Source organism: Paenibacillus sp. FSL M8-0212 (genome assembly GCF_038004645.1).
In the GTDB taxonomy this organism is placed as follows: domain Bacteria; phylum Bacillota; class Bacilli; order Paenibacillales; family Paenibacillaceae; genus Paenibacillus.
This window is the reverse complement of the sequence record NZ_JBBORP010000001.1, coordinates 3,205,881-3,223,954: the sequence shown is the minus strand read 5'-3', so window position 1 is coordinate 3,223,954 and position 18,074 is coordinate 3,205,881. Positions and strand designations below refer to the sequence as shown.

Below are 18,074 nucleotides of genomic sequence, written 5' to 3'. Positions count from 1 at the left end.
GTGCAATTCCTCTTTTCATTAAGATAAGCTCCCCGCATCCAGGGTATTCCTCCAGATCAAGTATGCGATGCGTCACCCTGGTGTTGAGACAACTGTTGTATCAGTATATCTCTTCTCCATGATCATGGTCATATTATTATAACTATGCACCATTAACCGGTTTTGCATCCTTCACTTCATCCTATGGAATACCCGGCTGCAAGGAGCCGTTCATGTCATGCTATATAAGTTGCCCTAGTAACTGTTACACCTGCACTCCGATTACAGTAGCATCTTCCGATCGCTCTTATCCCCAGATTTTCTTGATCCCCTCTTACAAGGGGAAAATCCGAGGATAAAGGCGAACGCTCCGCTTCTTCAGATTGCTTCTGCACTCTCCGTTATGGTGTAAAATCAAGGTTCAACTTATTACACTAAAGTGTATATAAAAACCATCGTACTACTCTTGACCGTGGCAGTGTTTGAACTTCTTGCCACTACCGCATGGGCATGGATCGTTACGTCCGATTTGGTCGGAAACCTTCACTGGACGTTTCTCAGCAGGTTCACCGCTTGTCGAGATCTGACTTTCCTCAACAACTGCTTGACGCTCCTGATTGCTCTCGATCTGTGCTCTCATCACATAAGTCGCTACTTCTTCCTGAATCGAAGCGATCATCTGATGGAACATCTCGAAGCCTTCGAACTGGTACTCACGCAGTGGATCTGTACCGCCGTAAGCGCGAAGGTGGATACCTTGACGCAATTGATCCATAGCATCAATATGATCCATCCACTTGCTGTCTACTGCACGAAGCACAACCACTTTCTCGAACTCACGAACCATATCTTCGCCAATTCGCTCTTCACGTGCATTGTACTTGTTCTGAACTTTCGTAAACAGGTACTCGATAATCTCTTCTGCTTCCTTGCCCCACAGATCATCTTTTGTTACCGAACCATCATCCAGCAATTTGCTGTTCATGTAATCAGCAACTTCCTGTAACTCCCAGTTTTCCGGAATATCGTCACCACAGTGAGCTTCAACGATACGTTCGATGGAAGGTTTGATCATATCCATAACGATCTGTTTGATGTTTTCGGACTCCAGTACCTCGCGGCGCTGTTTATATATAATTTCACGTTGTTGGTTCATAACATCATCATATTGGAGAACGACTTTACGCACGTCAAAGTTGTTACCTTCAACACGCTTCTGCGCCGATTCTACTGCACGGGTAATCATCCGGCTCTCGATCGGTTGGTCTTCTTCAAAACCAAGGCGCTCCATCATGTTCAGTACATTGTCTGCACCGAAACGTCTCATCAATTCATCACCCAGTGACAGGTAGAATTGTGTTGAACCCGGGTCACCTTGACGTCCTGCACGACCACGCAGCTGATTATCAATCCGGCGTGATTCGTGACGCTCTGTACCGATGATATGAAGGCCGCCTACTTCAGCTACACCTTCACCCAAGATAATATCTGTACCCCGTCCAGCCATGTTGGTTGCAATCGTTACCGCACCCGCTTGACCAGCTCCTGAGATGATCTCTGCTTCTTCCGCATGGTACTTGGCGTTCAGTACCTGGTGTTTTACACCACGGCGCTTAAGCATGTCAGACAGGCGTTCAGAGTTCTCGATGGATACTGTACCTACCAGAACCGGCTGGTTCTTGCTGTGGCGTTCCACGATCTCTTCCACAACCGCTTTGAACTTGCCATCGATGCTCTTATACACGACATCTGCCATGTCATCCCGTTTGTTCGGACGGTTAGTTGGAATCTGCAGTACTTCGAGACCGTAGATTTTTTTGAACTCTTCTTCCTCGGTTTTCGCTGTACCCGTCATACCCGCAAGTTTACGGTACATCCGGAAATAGTTCTGGAAGGTAATCGTAGCAAGCGTCATGCTCTCGTTTTGTACTTCGATACCTTCTTTGGCTTCAATCGCTTGGTGCAATCCATCACTGTAACGACGTCCAGACATCAGACGACCTGTGAATTCATCAACGATCATAACCTCTTCATCACTGACCACATAATCCACGTCACGACGCATGATTACGTTGGCTTTCAGGCCCTGTACGATGTGATGGTTGAGAGTAACGTTGGCATGATCATACAAGTTCTCGATACCAAATGCTTTCTCTGCTTTGGCCACGCCCGCCTCAGTCAACGCTACGGATTTCACCTTAATGTCTACCGTAAAGTCTTCTTCCGGCACCAAACGTTTCACAAAACGATCTGCTGCATAGTACATATCCGTCGACTTCTGAGCTTGTCCAGAGATAATGAGTGGCGTACGCGCCTCATCGACCAGGATGGAGTCTACTTCATCAATGATACAGAAGAACAATGGACGTTGTACCATTTGCTCCTTGTAGAGCACCATGTTGTCACGCAGATAGTCAAAACCAAATTCGTTGTTCGTTCCGTACGTAATATCACATGCATATGCATGTTGTTTCAAAGCATGGTCCATACCGCTCAGGTTAACCCCTACCGTCATGCCCATGAATTCATAGATTTGTCCCATTTCCTGGCTATCCCGCTGTGCCAAATAGTCATTGACCGTAACCACGTGTACACCTTTGGACATCAATGCGTTCAGATATACCGGAAGTGTTCCTACCAGCGTTTTACCTTCACCCGTTTTCATCTCGGAAATACGGCCTTCATGCAGAGCGATACCGCCCAGCATCTGTACATCGTAGTGACGTTTGCCCAGTACACGGCGTGATGCCTCACGTACGGTTGCAAATGCCTCTGGAAGAAGCTCATCTGTTGTTTCTCCCTTTTCAATACGAGCACGGTATTCGTCCGTTTTACCTTTCAGTTGTTCATCAGACAACGCCTGAAATTGTGGTTCCAGTTTATTGATCACATCGACCGTCTTCATCAGACGTTTAACATCACGTTCATTCATGTCGCCGAAGATCTTTTTGACAAGTCCTAGCATGGTATACCCCTTTCGTGCAAAACAGAATAGACCCCCTGTTGCCGCCACGCGACACCATCGGATGGATGTTGCATCCACTTGCCCGGGGGTGACAAACAATATAATTTGAGCTTAATGAAGGTTACACTTCATCAACTCAGTTGCCAGAATGTCCTTTCGATCGCTGTTATCCCCTGATTTCTTTTAAACTCTCTTCTCAGAGGAGGAAATCCGGGGATAAAGCGTATGCTTCCGATGTAGCTTTCTTTCAGAAAGCTTTCAGGCGAACGCTTCACTTCTACAGGTCATTTCTGCCCTCTTCGTCATCCGTGTAAAAATCAAATTCAAATCATATGCTAATAAGTAATATGATGAATCAACTTCAGGCTTGCCAAGGGTCCCTCATGAAGCTGATTCGGTATTCAAGCGGATTCGGTTATTAAAAATCTAGCCGAAGCCCGAGCCTTGCGAATCATGTTCATGGTGCTGTGCCTGTCATTGATTATGATTAGCGATCATTCGTTGACAATTCCTCATCAGGACAATGATTCTCTTTGCATAAATTGTAACAGTTTGTAAGGGCCGCCGCAACACGCCACGGCACACTTCTTTGAACTTCTGAGCCATATCAAATGGAGTTTAAGTGCAAAAAATCATAGTCGTTAGCGGAAGCGTTCGATTGTCATGTTTCGTTTTGCAGGATAGACAGCCCTGTCAACAAATTTTGATGGTAAATTTGGATGGAAATCTCAATATCCAGTTCTCGAATGTAGGCGTACGAATATTTCCGTAAGCATCGGAATCTGGTGGTAAAGTTGTACCGATTGTGATTCTTCATACTATCTATTAGACGCAGCAGCATGGGGAATAGTTTCACCATTTTATTTCCAAAGGTCATTTCCCAGCTCCTCTACGCACAAAAGAGCCCCATCCCCTAAGGGATGGAAGCTCTTGATAAATCTAATCCAGGAAACAATAGTCCCTGTCTTCATTATTATTAGATATTCATACGCATGTCCGTTCCGGTGATCCTGTACGTTAAGATTAACCTTGTTCGATCAATCCGTACTTACCATCGTTCCGTTTGTAAACAACGCTAACTTCTTCACTGTCAATGTTGGAGAATACGAAGAAATTGTGACCAACCATGTTCATTTGGAGGATGGCCTCTTCCACGTCCATTGGTTTCAACATAAAGCGTTTCGTACGTACAACTTCCAAATCATCATCATCCGTGTCCGCATCCAGTTCAGCTGTAGCAACAGTACCTGTTGGATCTTCAACGAAGAGTGTTTTCAGGCTGCCTTCCTGGCGGAACTTACGGTTAATTTTTGTTTTGTGTTTGCGGATCTGACGTTCCAGCTTGTCCACCACGGAGTCAATGGATGCGTACATATCGTCGCTCTCATCCTCAGCGCGGAGCACAATGCCTTTCAAAGGGATCGTCACCTCTACCGTATGCAAACCTCTCGTCGTGCTCAATGTAACAGCACCGTCAGAGTTAAGGGGTGCATCGAAATACTTCTCGAGTCTACTCAACTTTTTGTCGACATAATCCTTCAAAGCATCAGTAACCTCGATTTGTTGACCTCGAATACTTAAATTCATAGGGCACTCCTCCTTTTTCCTTTGCCACTTCATTATAACACGAATGTAAGCGCCATGTAAAAACTCCCGGTGACCGAATAATGACATCTGTTCAAGCCACATCTGCCAACGTAGGCATAACGCCATATTTCGCGATATTTCATCATATTCAGCCATAATCGTATATTTGCATGGAATGTCTTATTAGGCGCTTGATGATGTATTTAACCGTTTTTGAGCTTGCTCAATCTAATATGTAAAATGAACTTCAATCTATCTCTTGAATCTAACAGATTCATAGGAATAATGTACCTCGGATGCTCCTCAAATCTCGAATCTATCGAAACAAAAAAAGACCCCGGAAAGTACCGGAGTCTGATGCTAGCGATAATTCAATTTGGTAACCATCTAACCATATATGTAGGTCGGATTGTCCGGATGATTATAATTTGATTACGTTAGCTGCTTGCGGTCCACGCGCGCCTTCGACGATGTCGAATTCTACGGATTGACCTTCTTCCAAAGTTTTGAATCCTTCGGATTGAATTGCGGAGAAATGTACGAATACGTCGCCGCCATCTTCAGTCTCAATGAAACCGTAACCTTTTTCTGCGTTGAACCATTTTACTTTACCTTGCATGCACTAACATTCCCTTCGTCATCAAATGAAGTGAAGCTTTCGGCCTTAACCTCTGCCCACAATTCAGATAATACCATCCAAAGTTATCCATTGTCAATTGGTAAAGTAAATGTTTTCTTGGAATTTTTTGTAGATTAATTGGGGATTGTGTTGAAAGGTGGGATAACTTGAATATATCAGGTAAATGGAAGGTTGGTAAGTCTATTTTTGTGGTATTAATGACGGCAAGAAAAACCCCGTACGGAGTATTTACCCGTACGGAGTTTCGTTATAATTATAGGATTCTTTTTAGCTACTTTCGTTTATCCATAAGATAACTTTCAGAAGCATATTTGGATTCATATACCGTGCGTTGTGTTTTTGCAGTATTGCGTTGGAGCAACCATTCCTGCGCTTCGTTCTTAAGTGATGACATACGTTGCTCTATTATCTTGTCGTATGCCAAAACTTTCTTCAGCGCTTCCTTTTGCATATCACTCATCTCTTCAACGTCCAAAACTTCATGCAATTGCTGAACTAGAAGTTCACGCTCTTGAACAAATTGTTCTACATGATCAGAATCTTGAATTTCTAAATCTTTAATAAAACTCTGCGTAAGCTCAGAAAGTTGGCTCAGAAGATTGTCTATCAGAGTCTTGTTGCTACTACTCATTGAGCTGAAGCTCCCATTGCTTGTTTGCTGGCTACAACCCAGGTCTCACGCAGTTCCTGGAAATATCCCAGAGCTTCTTCCCCATGCTTGATATCTTTTTTAATATTGGCTTGAATCAGCAAATGGTTCATGTACTCGTATAGCGAGAACAAATCTTTAGAGACAGGATAAGATAGATTCAACGTAGACATTAGCTCACTGACAATCGTTTGAGCTTTACCGAGGTTCACATTTGCTTTAGAATAATCCTTCGTTTTGATTCCTTCCAGGCCCATTTTCGTAAATCGAATTGCACCATCATACAACATTATAACCAGTTGCCCTGGAGTAGATGTTTGAACTGAAGACTGCTTATACTTTTCATAAGGAGATGTAATCATGCCAAAATATTCCCCCTTTTAATTTATTGGAAATAACTTGATAGACTCGAGGACTGTGACTGGAATTGACTCATTGCCTTTTCCATAGCGGCAAATTGTTTATAATATCGAGTTTCCCAAGTAACCATTTTTCTATCTAAGTCTGAAATCCTATTGTTGTAATTTTTCAATTGTTGGCCCATACTACTCTCCGTTTTGAGAGTCATGCTTGCATCAGTGTCTGTCTTAGAAGTACCCACTTTTTTGACCAACATATCCAGGGTTGAATTCAACTCTTTTCTCAATCCACTAAATATAGCAGGATTGTTAGCGTCGGTAGAAGGGCCTCTAAAAGCACTTAGAATTCTATCGGGATTACTGTCCAACGCGCTTTTAAGTTTAACTTCATCAATCTGTAGCTTACCCTTTTCATAATATTGCCCTGTTGTTATTCCTGCCTCACTTAGCACCTTCAAGTTTCCTGTAATGACAGACCTCATCGAAGCTACGGCCGAGCTTAGAATGGTATCATTCTTCAAAAGCCCACTTTTGGCTCGCTCTTCCCAGTTTTTAATGTCATCTTCCTTCATGTCTTTCTTTTGCTCTGCAGTCAAAGGTGCGTAATCACGATACTTTTCTTCAGATAATCTTGTGTTCATCAATCCCAACAATTCATTGTAGGTATCAACAAAAGACTTGATCGTCTCTATCGCTTTTGTAGGATCGGACTGTGTTGAGACCTTGCTGGGTGAGCCTACGTTCGTTTCTAATAGGGTCAGATTCACACCATTGACTAACAACGTATCTCCAGTAGTTTCATATTTCCGGGTACCTGAAGAAGTGGTAATGTTTACTTCCCCTTTTTCCGCAGCGTTCGCTGACAAACCTAGCATACCCGATAAGGAACTCGTTTGAGGCTGACCATTACTTCCCGTCCCTACAATTTCTTTTCCATTTTCTCTTGAGGTAATCGTCAGCTTTCCACTGATTTCATCATAACTTGCGTTAGCTGTTGGGATTTCGGAATTAATACGAGATAATACAGTTGATAAAGAATCTGTATTTTTGAATTCCAACGATTTATTATTAATATGAAGTTCATATTTTTCTGGCGGGGAGCCTGATTTATCAAGTTGTACTAAGGTAGTGCTTAGGCTTGCTTTTACACTAGGTGTTCCGGTCGTTAGTTCCGTTGCATTTTGTAAATTGGCCTTTTTGGCAAGCGTCTTCACCTCGACACTCATTGTTACAGAAATCGCATCTGCATTTGCCTCGGCTCTAACCGCTGTTGTATTTCCACTAACCGTCGATTTTTGAGTGTTTGTTGCTGCAGACAAATCCATTTGTTGCAATTTGTTGCTTAACTGCACAATTTTACTGTTTAACTGTCTGTAACTATCCCTGGTCCAATCCAGAATCTGTTTCTGTTGATTTAACTTATCAAGCGGAACTCTCTTCACTGTCATAAGAGATTTGACCATACTGTCAATATCCATACCTGAGAATCCGTTAATTCGCATATTCATCTACAGTCACCTCCTATACTTTTTCATCAATTAGGATACCCGCAATTTCCATCATCTTGGCTACCAAGTCCAATGTTTTTTCAGGTGGGATCTCACGAATCAATTCACCGGTTTCTTTATTCAGGACTTTCACTAAGATTTGGTGAGTTTTTTCATGAACGCTCATCTCCAAAGTTGTTGTAGGTCCTTGAAGGGCTTTAACAGCTTTGTCGATCGCTTTAATAAGGTGTTCGTCACCATACGGAATGCTAATCCCTTGCCGTTCAAGCTTAGACATATCAACGCCGTTTCTCACCGCTTGAATGAGTTGTGTGTTCGGATTTACTGATGCTTCACTTGGTTGACTTATAGAACTTGAAGTACTGTTGTTCACTGAATTCGTTGAAAGTGAGAACTGTAGATTCATCGTTCATCCCCCGATGGAATTATTTATTATATTTATCGGCTAGTACAAACAGAGAATGAAGAGGTGTTGTAAATTAAAGCACGCCTCGGCTGTAGATCCAAAAACCAATAGAGGATCTGTTTCAAAAATCTGATTTGATAAGACGATTACGCACAGGATAAAGCTCATGGATCCAAGAAACTGCAGGGAACTTCTCCATGATCTCATTTCCAATTTTCAACATGCCTTGTTTATCATCTTTTTTCTCATAGAGCCTAAAGTTTCGTTCATATATTTCATAATTAGATTCAAAGTTTAATAATTTGGTGTAGAACATTTCTGTATCTTCAAGATAATCATTACGGAAACATAAATCTCCCAATAGACGGATAACCTCCGGATTACTAGGAGAAGCTTTAAACGTCACAATTAACATATCAATAGCTAATTCATCAAATTTAAATTCACTCAGGAGTTTACATGCCTCAAAATGATTTTTGGGATCGTTATTTATCAACTTCTCAGTGAGATCCTGGAATAAATCAAACTCTTCTATTATTATTAATTGTCTACATAATGAAAATAAAACATGCTGCAGAGCAGAACTGAGTGATCCAGTTAATGGTTCTCCCTTAAGTAGCTGTTTAATGACTTTCATCTCTTTATTTCCGAAATTCATTAAATTTTGAATTTTATTCGCTAAACTAGCTTCCTTAAAGAAGTACCCTACAAGCAAGATATCTTGCGCATTTTCTATCATGTCCATGTCATGGATCTCTTCTAGTACGGTTTTCATTTGGTTCTTATCTTTACTATAAATTTTCGCTATAGCATGAATATGAGGTTCAGTTGTAATGTTGAATTTTTTCAAATAAAAGTTCAGTAATGGATGACGCAAGCTGTATAATACGTTCATTAAGTTCTGAAGGTCATCAATATTATTCATTCTATAGTAATCTTCAACAATCTGTTTAGTGTCATCTAAAGGCTGGTTTATCCTTAGTGTAAACTGCAAGTACTCCTGTAGCACATGAGCAGAATCTCCTTTTACTTTCATAGCGTTAATTCTTGCATTGTAACTTTTATCTAACTGATTGCTTCTCTCATAAACATCTGATAATTGAAGATGCGCCATGTAACTTCCGCTGCCCTCAGTGATCAGCGTCCCTTGATCTCCTAATTCTAAACAATCTAAGAAACACTTCTCAGCGTCTTTGTAATACCCATTATTCATAAAAATAATCCCTTGAATGTATTTCATTTCTGTTTCTAACGGATATAGAACTGTAGCATCATTCAATATTGAGAGAGCATCATTAACTTGGCCAGTCTCATTAAGCGCAAATGCTAACTTAGTGAATAACTCAGGTAAATATACTTTATCCTTACCTAAAGAGTACGATTTTTGAAAATAAGGAACCGCCTTCTTAAACTCATTCATACCAAAATATGTTTTTCCCATATTAAATAAGTTATAGGCCGTTGGGTGCTCCTGAACTTCCAATTTCATTAACGGCAAATTACGCTTATACTTTTTTTCTTCAAGTATTTCCTCATCCATGTATCCTACGTGTCCGATCGTCCAGGCTGACATATCACCTACATACTTGTCGTTGTTCTCCAATATATTGAGATGCTCATGCAATCTATTTTCATATTTAAGATCAACATGATTTCGGAACATTCTCACTGCAGTGTGTGTAAAGGATCTATTGAATTTCATTTGATTCTTAATATTGAATACATAATAATCGTAGTCTTTAATCAAATCTTTTTGTAAATCGACATCTTCTTCTAGATACTCATCAGCATCCATTACTAAGATATAATCAGATTTTGCATGCTTTAAGGCAAAATTCCTCGCTGCGGAGAAATCATTCACCCAGTCAAATGAATAGATATTTTTAGTATATTTATTGGCTATATTAATAGTTGCATCATTAGAGCCTGTGTCAACAATAATTATCTCATTAACAACTTGTTTCACACTCTCTAAACAACGCTCAATATACTGCTCTTCATTTTTCACAATCATACAAAGCGATACCGATTTGGTCATTATATCCACTCGTCTCTTAATTAGTATTATTTAATCTGAGATATACATTACACCTTAAGATATAGAGTAATGATAATACTCTATTTTGATAAAATTTTTAGTTCAATTTATATATAAACGAGCCTGAGGTATACTCATCATAGACCTGAGCATATCCATCTCCCCTATTATTATTAACTTTATGTTTTTCTTTGTACCATTCTGAGTCACTTCACACGGCAACATGTCATAAAACTATCGTTTATCGCCTCATTATTTACTTTTTATACCTTTTTTTCGAGCATATCTTACGTATAACCCTATAAATTATATAACATGCATAATTTTTCTAAATATATATATATATATATATATTATTGTCAATTTGATATCTTACCCTCAATTGAACATAGTAAAAAAGGTTGTCGATATAAACATCGACAACCTTTTCTTACCATTAAATACTGACTTAAAATTAACGAAGCAATTGCAGAACAGCTTGTGGCTGTTGGTTTGCTTGTGCCAACATTGCTTGAGAAGCTTGAGCCAAGATGTTGTTTTTTGTTTGGTTCATCATTTCTTTAGCCATGTCTACGTCACGAATACGGGATTCAGCAGCAGACAAGTTCTCGGAAGTCGTTCCCAGGTTGTTGATTGTGTGCTCCAAACGGTTTTGGTAAGCACCCAGTTTCGCACGTTCTGCGGATACTGTTTCAATCGCAGTGTTGATTGTTGTGATTGCTGCATTTGCAGATACTGCACTAGAGATACTGATACCACCAGTTACAGCTGCTGCTGTTCCACCAGTTGCAGAAGAAGATCCCGTAGCTGCACCAACAGCCAAGCTTGCCGCATCCATAGCTTTAATAGTAAGCGAAATGTTTTGGTCAGCATTCGCACCAATGTGGAAGCTCAGGTTTGCTGCACTAGTTACAGTAGAACCACCATCTGCAAAACCGTTAAGTAATTTCTTAGTATTGAATTCAGTTGTGTTGGAGATACGAGTGATCTCTTTAGCCAACTCATCAACTTCGTTTTGAAGAGCTTCACGGTCTTTATCTGTGTTCGTGTCATTGGAAGATTGAACTGCCAATTCACGCATACGTTGCAGGATGGAGTGAGTTTCGTTCAAAGCACCCTCAGCTGTTTGGATCAAGGAAATGCTGTCTTGACCGTTTTTAGTAGCCATATCCAAACCGCGGATTTGACCGCGCATTTTTTCGGAAATTGCCAAACCTGCAGCATCGTCACCAGCGCGGTTGATACGCAGACCGGAAGACAATTTTTCGATAGCCTTGTTTGTGTTAGTTGTGTTTGCACCCAGTTGACGGTGTGTGTTCATTGCAGCAATATTGTGGTTGATAATCATTAGAAATTTCCTCCCTGAAAATAAGTTAGTTCCACATCCTTGTGGTAAACGCCGCAACATTAAGGTCGGCCGCCCTGCCGAAGCAGCGTCTAAACTATATATCGACAGGAAGAGAAGAACTGTTAATAGTAAATTGGAATATTTTTATTTTTTTTTGTTTTCAATGCCTTGGAGCAACTCCATAAAGGCAGCGACACTAGGCGCATCAGGTTTTGCAGACTCTCGATTAGCCTCCTGAATAGATGCATATACCTCTTTCCGGAAGATATCAATGTGCTTGGGGGCGGAGATGCCAATCCGTACCGTGTCACCTTCCACTGCCAATACAGTAACCTCAATATTATCTTGAATGATAATAGATTCTCCCTTTTTACGTGACAATACTAACATCTCAGACCCCCTCCTTCGCTGAAGTCGATTCTTCTGTCCATATGAGATGTTTAGTCACATAACCTGTTTGCTGAAGAACAACTTGTTTACCTACCCGATGTGCAGGATTGATTATGACTGGGGCTAAAAGATTCATTGTTGATTTTGTCACATCTGAATGTATAGTGACTATGGAATAAACGGCTACATCTTCTTCAATTTTGAGTTCTTCTTTATCTTCTTCACTCAGTTCAAAACTATAGTCCTGTTTAAACTCAAATGGACTGACTACCAAGAAGGAGAGCTCTTTCTCCGTTAATGATTGCAAGTAACTAAATGGCGTATCTTCCCAAGGGACCAGTGCAAAACTAGTTTCATTTTCAAAACCAGGTAGACCTCTTGGAAATTGATATGTGCTGTTTTCATCTACTTCAATTTTTCCCCATGTACTTGTCTCAATAAAAATAATAAACGCCTCCTTGGCGATGATTTTATAGAAAAAAGCTATAGCGGGGTATTATAACCGTCTATAGCTCTACATTATATATTATAATCCCATATCAATCGTAGGCGGAGTGTATTGTATAGAAGCATATTGCTGCACATAAATATCCAACTTACCACGTTGATATTCAATCTCTGGCTTGTTCACAATTACATTCATCTCGGATTCTGCTGCTTCAAATCGAATGTCTGGTGCTTGCGTAAACACACGTACATCCACATTATCAGAGGAAGCTGCCGTACGTGTCTCAGGAAACGGTTTAGCTTGCCAATTCGTTCCTACAATATTGGCAATGGTATTGCCTGGTTTGTGGATGGCTGCCATATCATTCCCTTGTTGCACACGCTCAGCCATGTTCTGCATAAATAATTGCTGAATACCCGAATAAATTCGGGAATTCATATCGATCATATTCCCACCATGATAGGCAGAAAAAGCCTTGGATTGATCCACATTCAGCTCTATTGCATGGCTTTGCACCGTTAATTTACTAGGCTTGGTATGGAGTTGGACCTCCGCCTTCGGCTGACGAATCGAATACTGACCAATGTCCGCATCGATATGTAATAGCGTGGGCGTGGTGTGTATTTGTACCACTGGAAGAGTATTCATCAGATGATCTCTCCTTTGTTATCTAAGAAAATCAACTAATGACTGAGAGATAATTTTAGCACCAGCAGAAAGTGAAGCATTATATATGTTTTCCTGGATTTTAGACTTGATTGATAACTCAGCGTAATCTGCATCCTCAACCTTTGCTTGCAAATCCGTTAAGTTCACTTCAAGATCACTTAATCGACCTTGCATGAGTTCGACGCGATTGGTTTTCGCCCCGATTTCTGCACGAATCCCGAGCATCTTGTTTGTTCGAGTATCAATGTTTGCAAGCTGATTCGACACTTCTTTTTGATCACCACTGGCGAGAGCCTGACTAATCGTATTAAAGATTACAAATAGATTATCGGCTTCCGTAGAATCACCAAACACTTCATTACCGGTTACGTTAATTGGTAATTGGATACTCTCACCCACGATAAAATTAATTTTACCCGAATCAGTAACGACGGAAGCAGCATTAGTTGTATCGAACGAACCGTCAGCACTGGTAGGAAAGTCATAAGGTTTCACATCGTAGGTTTCACCATTAAATACATACTTCCCATTCAACGTGCTGTTTGAAATATCAACAAGTTGTGCTTTTAATTGCTTCACTTCTTCATTGATACTATCTAGTGCAGATTGCGGGTTAGTCCCCGTAGCCGCCTGCACCGTCAGTTCTCTCAACCGTTGAACCACGCTGCCTGCTTGATCCATAACGGTATCATTAAAATCCAACCATGATACCGCGCTATCCACATTTTTTTGATATTGCTCATTGGAAGAAAGTTCTCCACGATAACGAAGGGAGTACGTAATCCCTACCGGATCGTCAGACGGTTTGTTGATCTTCCGTCCCGTTGCCAATTGAGTTTGTGTACTATTCATCTGTTGTGCATTCCGGTTCAAGTTAAGAATCAATTGCGAGCTCAACATATTATTCGTAATTCTCATCGTCTGTTATGTCACTCCTTTCTATTATCTGCCTACTACGCCGGTAGAGTTAATTAATTTTTCGAGCAATTGGTCATATGTGGTCATAAAACGTGCAGAAGCACTATAAGCATGCTGAAATTTAATCATGTTGGCCATCTCTTCATCCAAGGAAACACCACTGACCGATTGACGGCGAGTGTCCACTTGTTCTACGAGAAACTCAGAATTGGACGTTTGACGTGCCGCTTCCTGAGATTGAACACCCAACTGTCCAACGATTGCACTAAACTGAGCACCAATCGTTGCATTCCTCAATCCATCAACGGATTTCATTGGAGTATCCTTCAAATTAGCCAGCAGATTAGCCAGTGTATTGTTACCTTTAATTACCGATTCTGCTCCTGAAGAGTCTGTAGTGGTTCGGAGCGAAGTTGCGATCTTATTCGGATCAGCCAAGATTTCAGCATTCAATGAAATATTACCAGCTGTAATCGCTGCTCCACCACCCGTTGCTGTAAAGAAAGGTAACCCTGGCGAATTGGTTCCGTCCATACTGTATCCAAGCTGATGCAATCCGTTTAGGCCTTTGACTGTAACCTTCAGATCAGTTGCCAGTGTCCGTGCTGCACCTGTGTATGTAACTCCATCCAGTACAGTATTATCTGGCAAGACCGAACCCGCAGGAAGGGTGATCTCAATATCCCCATTGGCAAGTGTATTAGCTAAGTCGTCCATTTGCTTCTGATAATCAGTCACCAAAGTGTCTCTGGACTTTATCATGCCGTGGACCTCGCCGTTGGTGAGCGTTCCTGCTGTATAAGCAGCATTCAGAAAAGAAGAATCAACCGCTACTTGTACCGCCCCACCAGTGACGAGTGCCTGTCCATTCATCTGAATCTGGTATCCTTGCGGAGAATCCGTAACGGTAACGTTCATGATTTTGGACAGCTTGTCTGTCATCAGATCACGTTGGTCACGTAAATCGTTGGCATTGTCGCCAAGAGACTCGACTTTTACAATGGCACTATTAAGGTTCGCAATATTACCAAGGTAGCCCTGAATTTCATTGCCTTTCACAGCGATGTTACTATTAAGATCCTCGCTAAGTGCATCCAGTTGACGGCTAATCTGATTCATCGCATCGGTCAGAGCCAACGTCGTTTCTTTTACGATTCGCCGTGCTGTGACATCCTCAGGATTTTTACTCAGATCTGACCATGATTTGTAGAAATTATCCATAACGGTTCGAAAACCAGTGTTCGATGGTTCGTTTACAATAGCTTCAAGTTTCTCAAGAGTATCTCGTTGAATGGACCAACTCCCGAAGTTGGTATTTTCATTGCGATACTGGTCATCCAGAAATTTCTCACGCACACGTGTAATAGAGTCGAATTCTACCCCTGTACCAAGCTGCCCTGGTGTTGTGCTATGCAGAAATGCGAACGGCTCCATTGGAATAGATGCCTGCATGTTTACCTTTTGGCGTGAGTAGCCTTCCGTGTTGGCATTGGCTATGTTATGGCCTGTTGTGCTAAGAGCTGTCGTCTGTGTGAACAAACTGCGTTTAGCCGTTTCGATTGAATGAAATGTAGATGTCACCTGGTTTCCCCCTAATTAATCAGGCACGCGTGTCAAACAGACCGATTCGCCCTGGATTACCGTTCTTATCAGCAGGATGCTGATATGTGGCATCCTGTTCTGGTCGAGAAGCAAAGATGTCCATAGATAAGTCAATAAACATCAGCGATTGCTCGATCAACTTTTGATTCAGTTGATTAATCTCTTTTAATTCATGTAGTGTTCCCGCCAGCTTTTTCTGGACTTCAAGCAATCGCAGTTTGTCAGCCGGATCAAAAATCAGCTTCGAGATCTCAGTAATATTCAGGTTCAGCATGGATTTGATTCCACGCTCCTGTAGCAGTTCGTGAACTGCACTCTGCCGTTCGATCTCTAATGGCTCCTGTTGTTTCATGAAACGAGATTCTTTGTTGAGGAGGGCAATGAGTTCATCTACATCATTTTTGACAATGACCTGTCTCTTGACCTCACTGAGTGCCAGCATATCGCGGTGACTTTGTTCCATTTGCTGCAAAACTGCAATCAATCTGTCCAGTGCTGCCATTACGTGATCACCTATTCCTTATCAAAAGACTTAAAATACGGTAGCAACTTGTCAGCAAGCTTGCTACTATCTACCTGATACGTTCCCGAACTCACCTGTTCTTTGAGTTCCTGTATCCGTTGTATGCGTCCTGCATCCTGTGTACGACTTTGTTCCTCAAGCATCTTCATCGCCTCCGGAGAAATGGATACCTCGTCCTTACGGCGGCTCTTCTTGGCATCAGCCTGCTGATTGGATTCAACGTTCCTTTGATATGAATTGATTGCTCCAATTCTACTCGGTTCATTGATTTTCATTTAAAATGCACTTCCTTCCATGATTAGGAGTTTATGTTGATATACGTTTTTCTTACTTTAATCTTTATGTTGTCAAAATGATTAGGATAATAAAAAAAACCGATAATCTTTAATAAGTTTATCGGTACGTTTCAAAACATTTGTTATAGCAAAACATGTATTTGAGCCCTCGCTCCTATGAATCTCGTAGTTTGTCGACAGCATTGTAGGTTCGTCCGCCTACATTGTTGTTATCCTTCTGACCTACTTCACGAGCTGCTCCTGCCAAGTCTTTCGTTAAACGATTACGGCAAGAATCACACATATGACCTTCACGAATCAATGTTCCGCATACTTCACAAGGATACATCATATTCGGGGCATTCTCGATGGAAATTCGTCCCTCACGGATGAACTTGGTAATGTTTTTAATTGAAACTTCCGTTGCATCAGATAGCTCCTGTATGTTGGTGCCCTTGTTTTCGCGCAAATAATCTACACAGATCTGATATTCCTTCTCTATTTCCTTGATACAATTCGAGCATACATCTCTAAAATTCAACGCATATAATTTACCACAGCGAGGACAATTGCCTAGATTCATCGCTAAAACGCCCCTCTCAAACTTCCATTTCCGAATAGATAATAACTATACATTACCTTATTTTCTCTGATGAAGCCATAGTCTATTTACAGAACAAAAGAGGGGCACAGGATGCACATATACGAAATCCCTCTCATGGCCATTTTGCTTATTATATCGCTCCAATCTTCTCCTGCGGAGCACGCTATTCGTACATTTAAAATAAAATTTTTCCATAAATATATTAAAAGTCCATTTATTAATTAGGATCTTGCCAGTGTCAGCGTGTAAATCTCGACCGGAATCCCCATGTAAAAGCCAGCATTTAGAATACCCCGCCCACAAGCGTCCAAGGTGCTACCTGTTGTGTATATATCATCAATCAGCAGTAACTGTATGGGTTTTGCATGCGACATGCCCTTTTGTGTTGGCAGATGAGATCCCCTGTTTAGCTCTTCAATTAACTGCATGCCATCCGGGTTGATGGAAAAAGCGTTCTTCATCGTTTCAATACGCTCACCGCGTGATTTGAAGCTTTGTTTGGTGGTGTTGATCTGGCGCTGCAACAGATCAACGATGGGCAGGCGGCAGGCGGTGGCAAGTCCAGCAGCCAACCGCTCCGCCTGATTGAAGCCACGCTCGGCCAGACGCTCGCTGCTCACCGGGACATAGGTGACCGCGTCAGGCCGCCATTGCGGCTTCTTTTGTTGAGCAAGTGTGGCGGAATAAGCCACGGGGGCTGGGGGTTCTTTTGCCAAAGCAGAATTCTGCTCCTCTCTCATCGCTTGAAAGGCTTGAATCAACAGCGCGGTTAAGAGCGGCGCGTATCTTTCATGGCCTCGAAATTTGTACATTCCAATCCATTCTCTCATAAGAGTGTTGTATTGTACGGCGCTGCGGTTGGCGATAAAAGAACGGTTTTGCATATGTGGACGAGCACAGTCCGGGCATCCGACACCCCGACCACAACGCAGGCAACGGATGGAACGGATCCATGGAATCTGCTTCACACAACGTGGGCATATGCCTGGATAGGTAGAAGACAGAATCGCTCGAGTCCCACATGTCAGACAAGTCGCTCCCGGCGGGGCGAGCAGATGATGAAGACGCTGGGTCAGGTACTGCGCGTGATCGGTTATGTTGCTGAGCCAGTTGAACATAGGGGGCATACCTCCAGTCTCGGGAATGTATTGTGATATGTGGATACG

Annotated in this window: 19 protein-coding genes; 1 reads left to right on the top strand and 18 read right to left on the bottom strand. The window is 41.8% G+C overall.

Going from position 1 to position 18,074, the window contains the following annotated elements; genetic code table 11:
* Positions 1–439: 439 nt before the first annotated feature.
* From secA to MKX68_RS14160, 18 genes are all read right to left on the bottom strand, one after another.
* Positions 440–2,944, bottom strand: coding sequence for a preprotein translocase subunit SecA (gene secA, locus MKX68_RS14245; RefSeq protein ID WP_339312668.1), 2,505 nt, complete (start codon positions 2,942–2,944; stop codon positions 440–442).
* 1,023 nt (positions 2,945–3,967) lie between these two features.
* Entirely contained in the window at positions 3,968–4,531 is a 564-nt protein-coding gene (gene hpf / locus MKX68_RS14240) for a ribosome hibernation-promoting factor, HPF/YfiA family (protein WP_047840659.1), read from the bottom strand.
* A gap of 421 nt (positions 4,532–4,952) precedes the next feature.
* Positions 4,953–5,150 carry a cold shock domain-containing protein gene (locus MKX68_RS14235; RefSeq protein ID WP_024631599.1) on the bottom strand — a complete coding sequence of 66 codons (198 nt, stop codon included), beginning with the start codon at positions 5,148–5,150 and terminating at the stop codon, positions 4,953–4,955.
* A 292-nt stretch (positions 5,151–5,442) separates the two neighbouring features.
* Positions 5,443–5,802: a hypothetical protein gene (locus MKX68_RS14230; protein WP_340912461.1), complete on the bottom strand. Its 360-nt coding sequence runs from the start codon at positions 5,800–5,802 to the stop codon at positions 5,443–5,445.
* A complete protein-coding gene (fliS, locus tag MKX68_RS14225; RefSeq protein WP_340912459.1) occupies positions 5,799–6,182 on the bottom strand; it encodes a flagellar export chaperone FliS in 384 nt (127 codons plus the stop codon). The genes MKX68_RS14230 and fliS overlap by 4 nt, the downstream gene beginning before the upstream one ends.
* Positions 6,183–6,205: 23 nt before the next feature.
* Entirely contained in the window at positions 6,206–7,687 is a 1,482-nt protein-coding gene (gene fliD, locus MKX68_RS14220) for a flagellar filament capping protein FliD (RefSeq protein WP_340912456.1), read from the bottom strand.
* Between the two features lie 13 nt (positions 7,688–7,700).
* Complete coding sequence (locus MKX68_RS14215) at positions 7,701–8,093, bottom strand: flagellar protein FlaG (protein ID WP_340912454.1); 393 nt, start codon at positions 8,091–8,093, stop codon at positions 7,701–7,703.
* 121 nt (positions 8,094–8,214) lie between these two features.
* Positions 8,215–10,131: a glycosyltransferase gene (locus tag MKX68_RS14210; RefSeq protein WP_340912451.1), complete on the bottom strand. Its 1,917-nt coding sequence runs from the start codon at positions 10,129–10,131 to the stop codon at positions 8,215–8,217.
* 454 nt (positions 10,132–10,585) lie between these two features.
* Entirely contained in the window at positions 10,586–11,479 is an 894-nt protein-coding gene (hag, locus tag MKX68_RS14205) for a flagellin Hag (protein WP_340912448.1), read from the bottom strand.
* Positions 11,480–11,623: 144 nt separating this feature from the next.
* Positions 11,624–11,869, bottom strand: a complete 246-nt coding sequence (csrA, locus tag MKX68_RS14200) for a carbon storage regulator CsrA (RefSeq protein ID WP_024631614.1) — start codon at positions 11,867–11,869, stop codon at positions 11,624–11,626.
* A gap of 1 nt (position 11,870) precedes the next feature.
* Positions 11,871–12,284, bottom strand: coding sequence for a flagellar assembly protein FliW (gene fliW, locus MKX68_RS14195; RefSeq protein ID WP_340915393.1), 414 nt, complete (start codon positions 12,282–12,284; stop codon positions 11,871–11,873).
* Between the two features lie 111 nt (positions 12,285–12,395).
* The gene (locus MKX68_RS14190; RefSeq protein WP_340912444.1) at positions 12,396–12,965 is read right to left on the bottom strand and encodes a DUF6470 family protein; all 570 of its coding nucleotides are present in this window, start codon (positions 12,963–12,965) and stop codon (positions 12,396–12,398) included.
* A gap of 18 nt (positions 12,966–12,983) precedes the next feature.
* Positions 12,984–13,904: a flagellar hook-associated protein FlgL gene (gene flgL, locus MKX68_RS14185; protein WP_211085531.1), complete on the bottom strand. Its 921-nt coding sequence runs from the start codon at positions 13,902–13,904 to the stop codon at positions 12,984–12,986.
* A gap of 24 nt (positions 13,905–13,928) precedes the next feature.
* A complete protein-coding gene (gene flgK, locus MKX68_RS14180; RefSeq protein WP_340912439.1) occupies positions 13,929–15,485 on the bottom strand; it encodes a flagellar hook-associated protein FlgK in 1,557 nt (518 codons plus the stop codon).
* 19 nt (positions 15,486–15,504) lie between these two features.
* Complete coding sequence (locus MKX68_RS14175; RefSeq protein ID WP_145149342.1) at positions 15,505–16,008, bottom strand: flagellar protein FlgN; 504 nt, start codon at positions 16,006–16,008, stop codon at positions 15,505–15,507.
* Positions 16,009–16,019: 11 nt separating this feature from the next.
* Positions 16,020–16,304: a flagellar biosynthesis anti-sigma factor FlgM gene (flgM, locus tag MKX68_RS14170; protein WP_047840678.1), complete on the bottom strand. Its 285-nt coding sequence runs from the start codon at positions 16,302–16,304 to the stop codon at positions 16,020–16,022.
* 175 nt (positions 16,305–16,479) lie between these two features.
* A complete protein-coding gene (locus MKX68_RS14165; RefSeq protein WP_307415900.1) occupies positions 16,480–16,887 on the bottom strand; it encodes a TIGR03826 family flagellar region protein in 408 nt (135 codons plus the stop codon).
* A 242-nt stretch (positions 16,888–17,129) separates the two neighbouring features.
* Entirely contained in the window at positions 17,130–17,792 is a 663-nt protein-coding gene (locus tag MKX68_RS14160; RefSeq protein ID WP_340912429.1) for a ComF family protein, read from the bottom strand.
* Here MKX68_RS14160 and MKX68_RS14155 point away from each other — a divergent pair, their 5' ends adjacent.
* The gene (locus tag MKX68_RS14155; RefSeq protein ID WP_340912426.1) at positions 17,793–18,062 is read left to right on the top strand and encodes a hypothetical protein; all 270 of its coding nucleotides are present in this window, start codon (positions 17,793–17,795) and stop codon (positions 18,060–18,062) included.
* Positions 18,063–18,074: the final 12 nt, after the last annotated feature.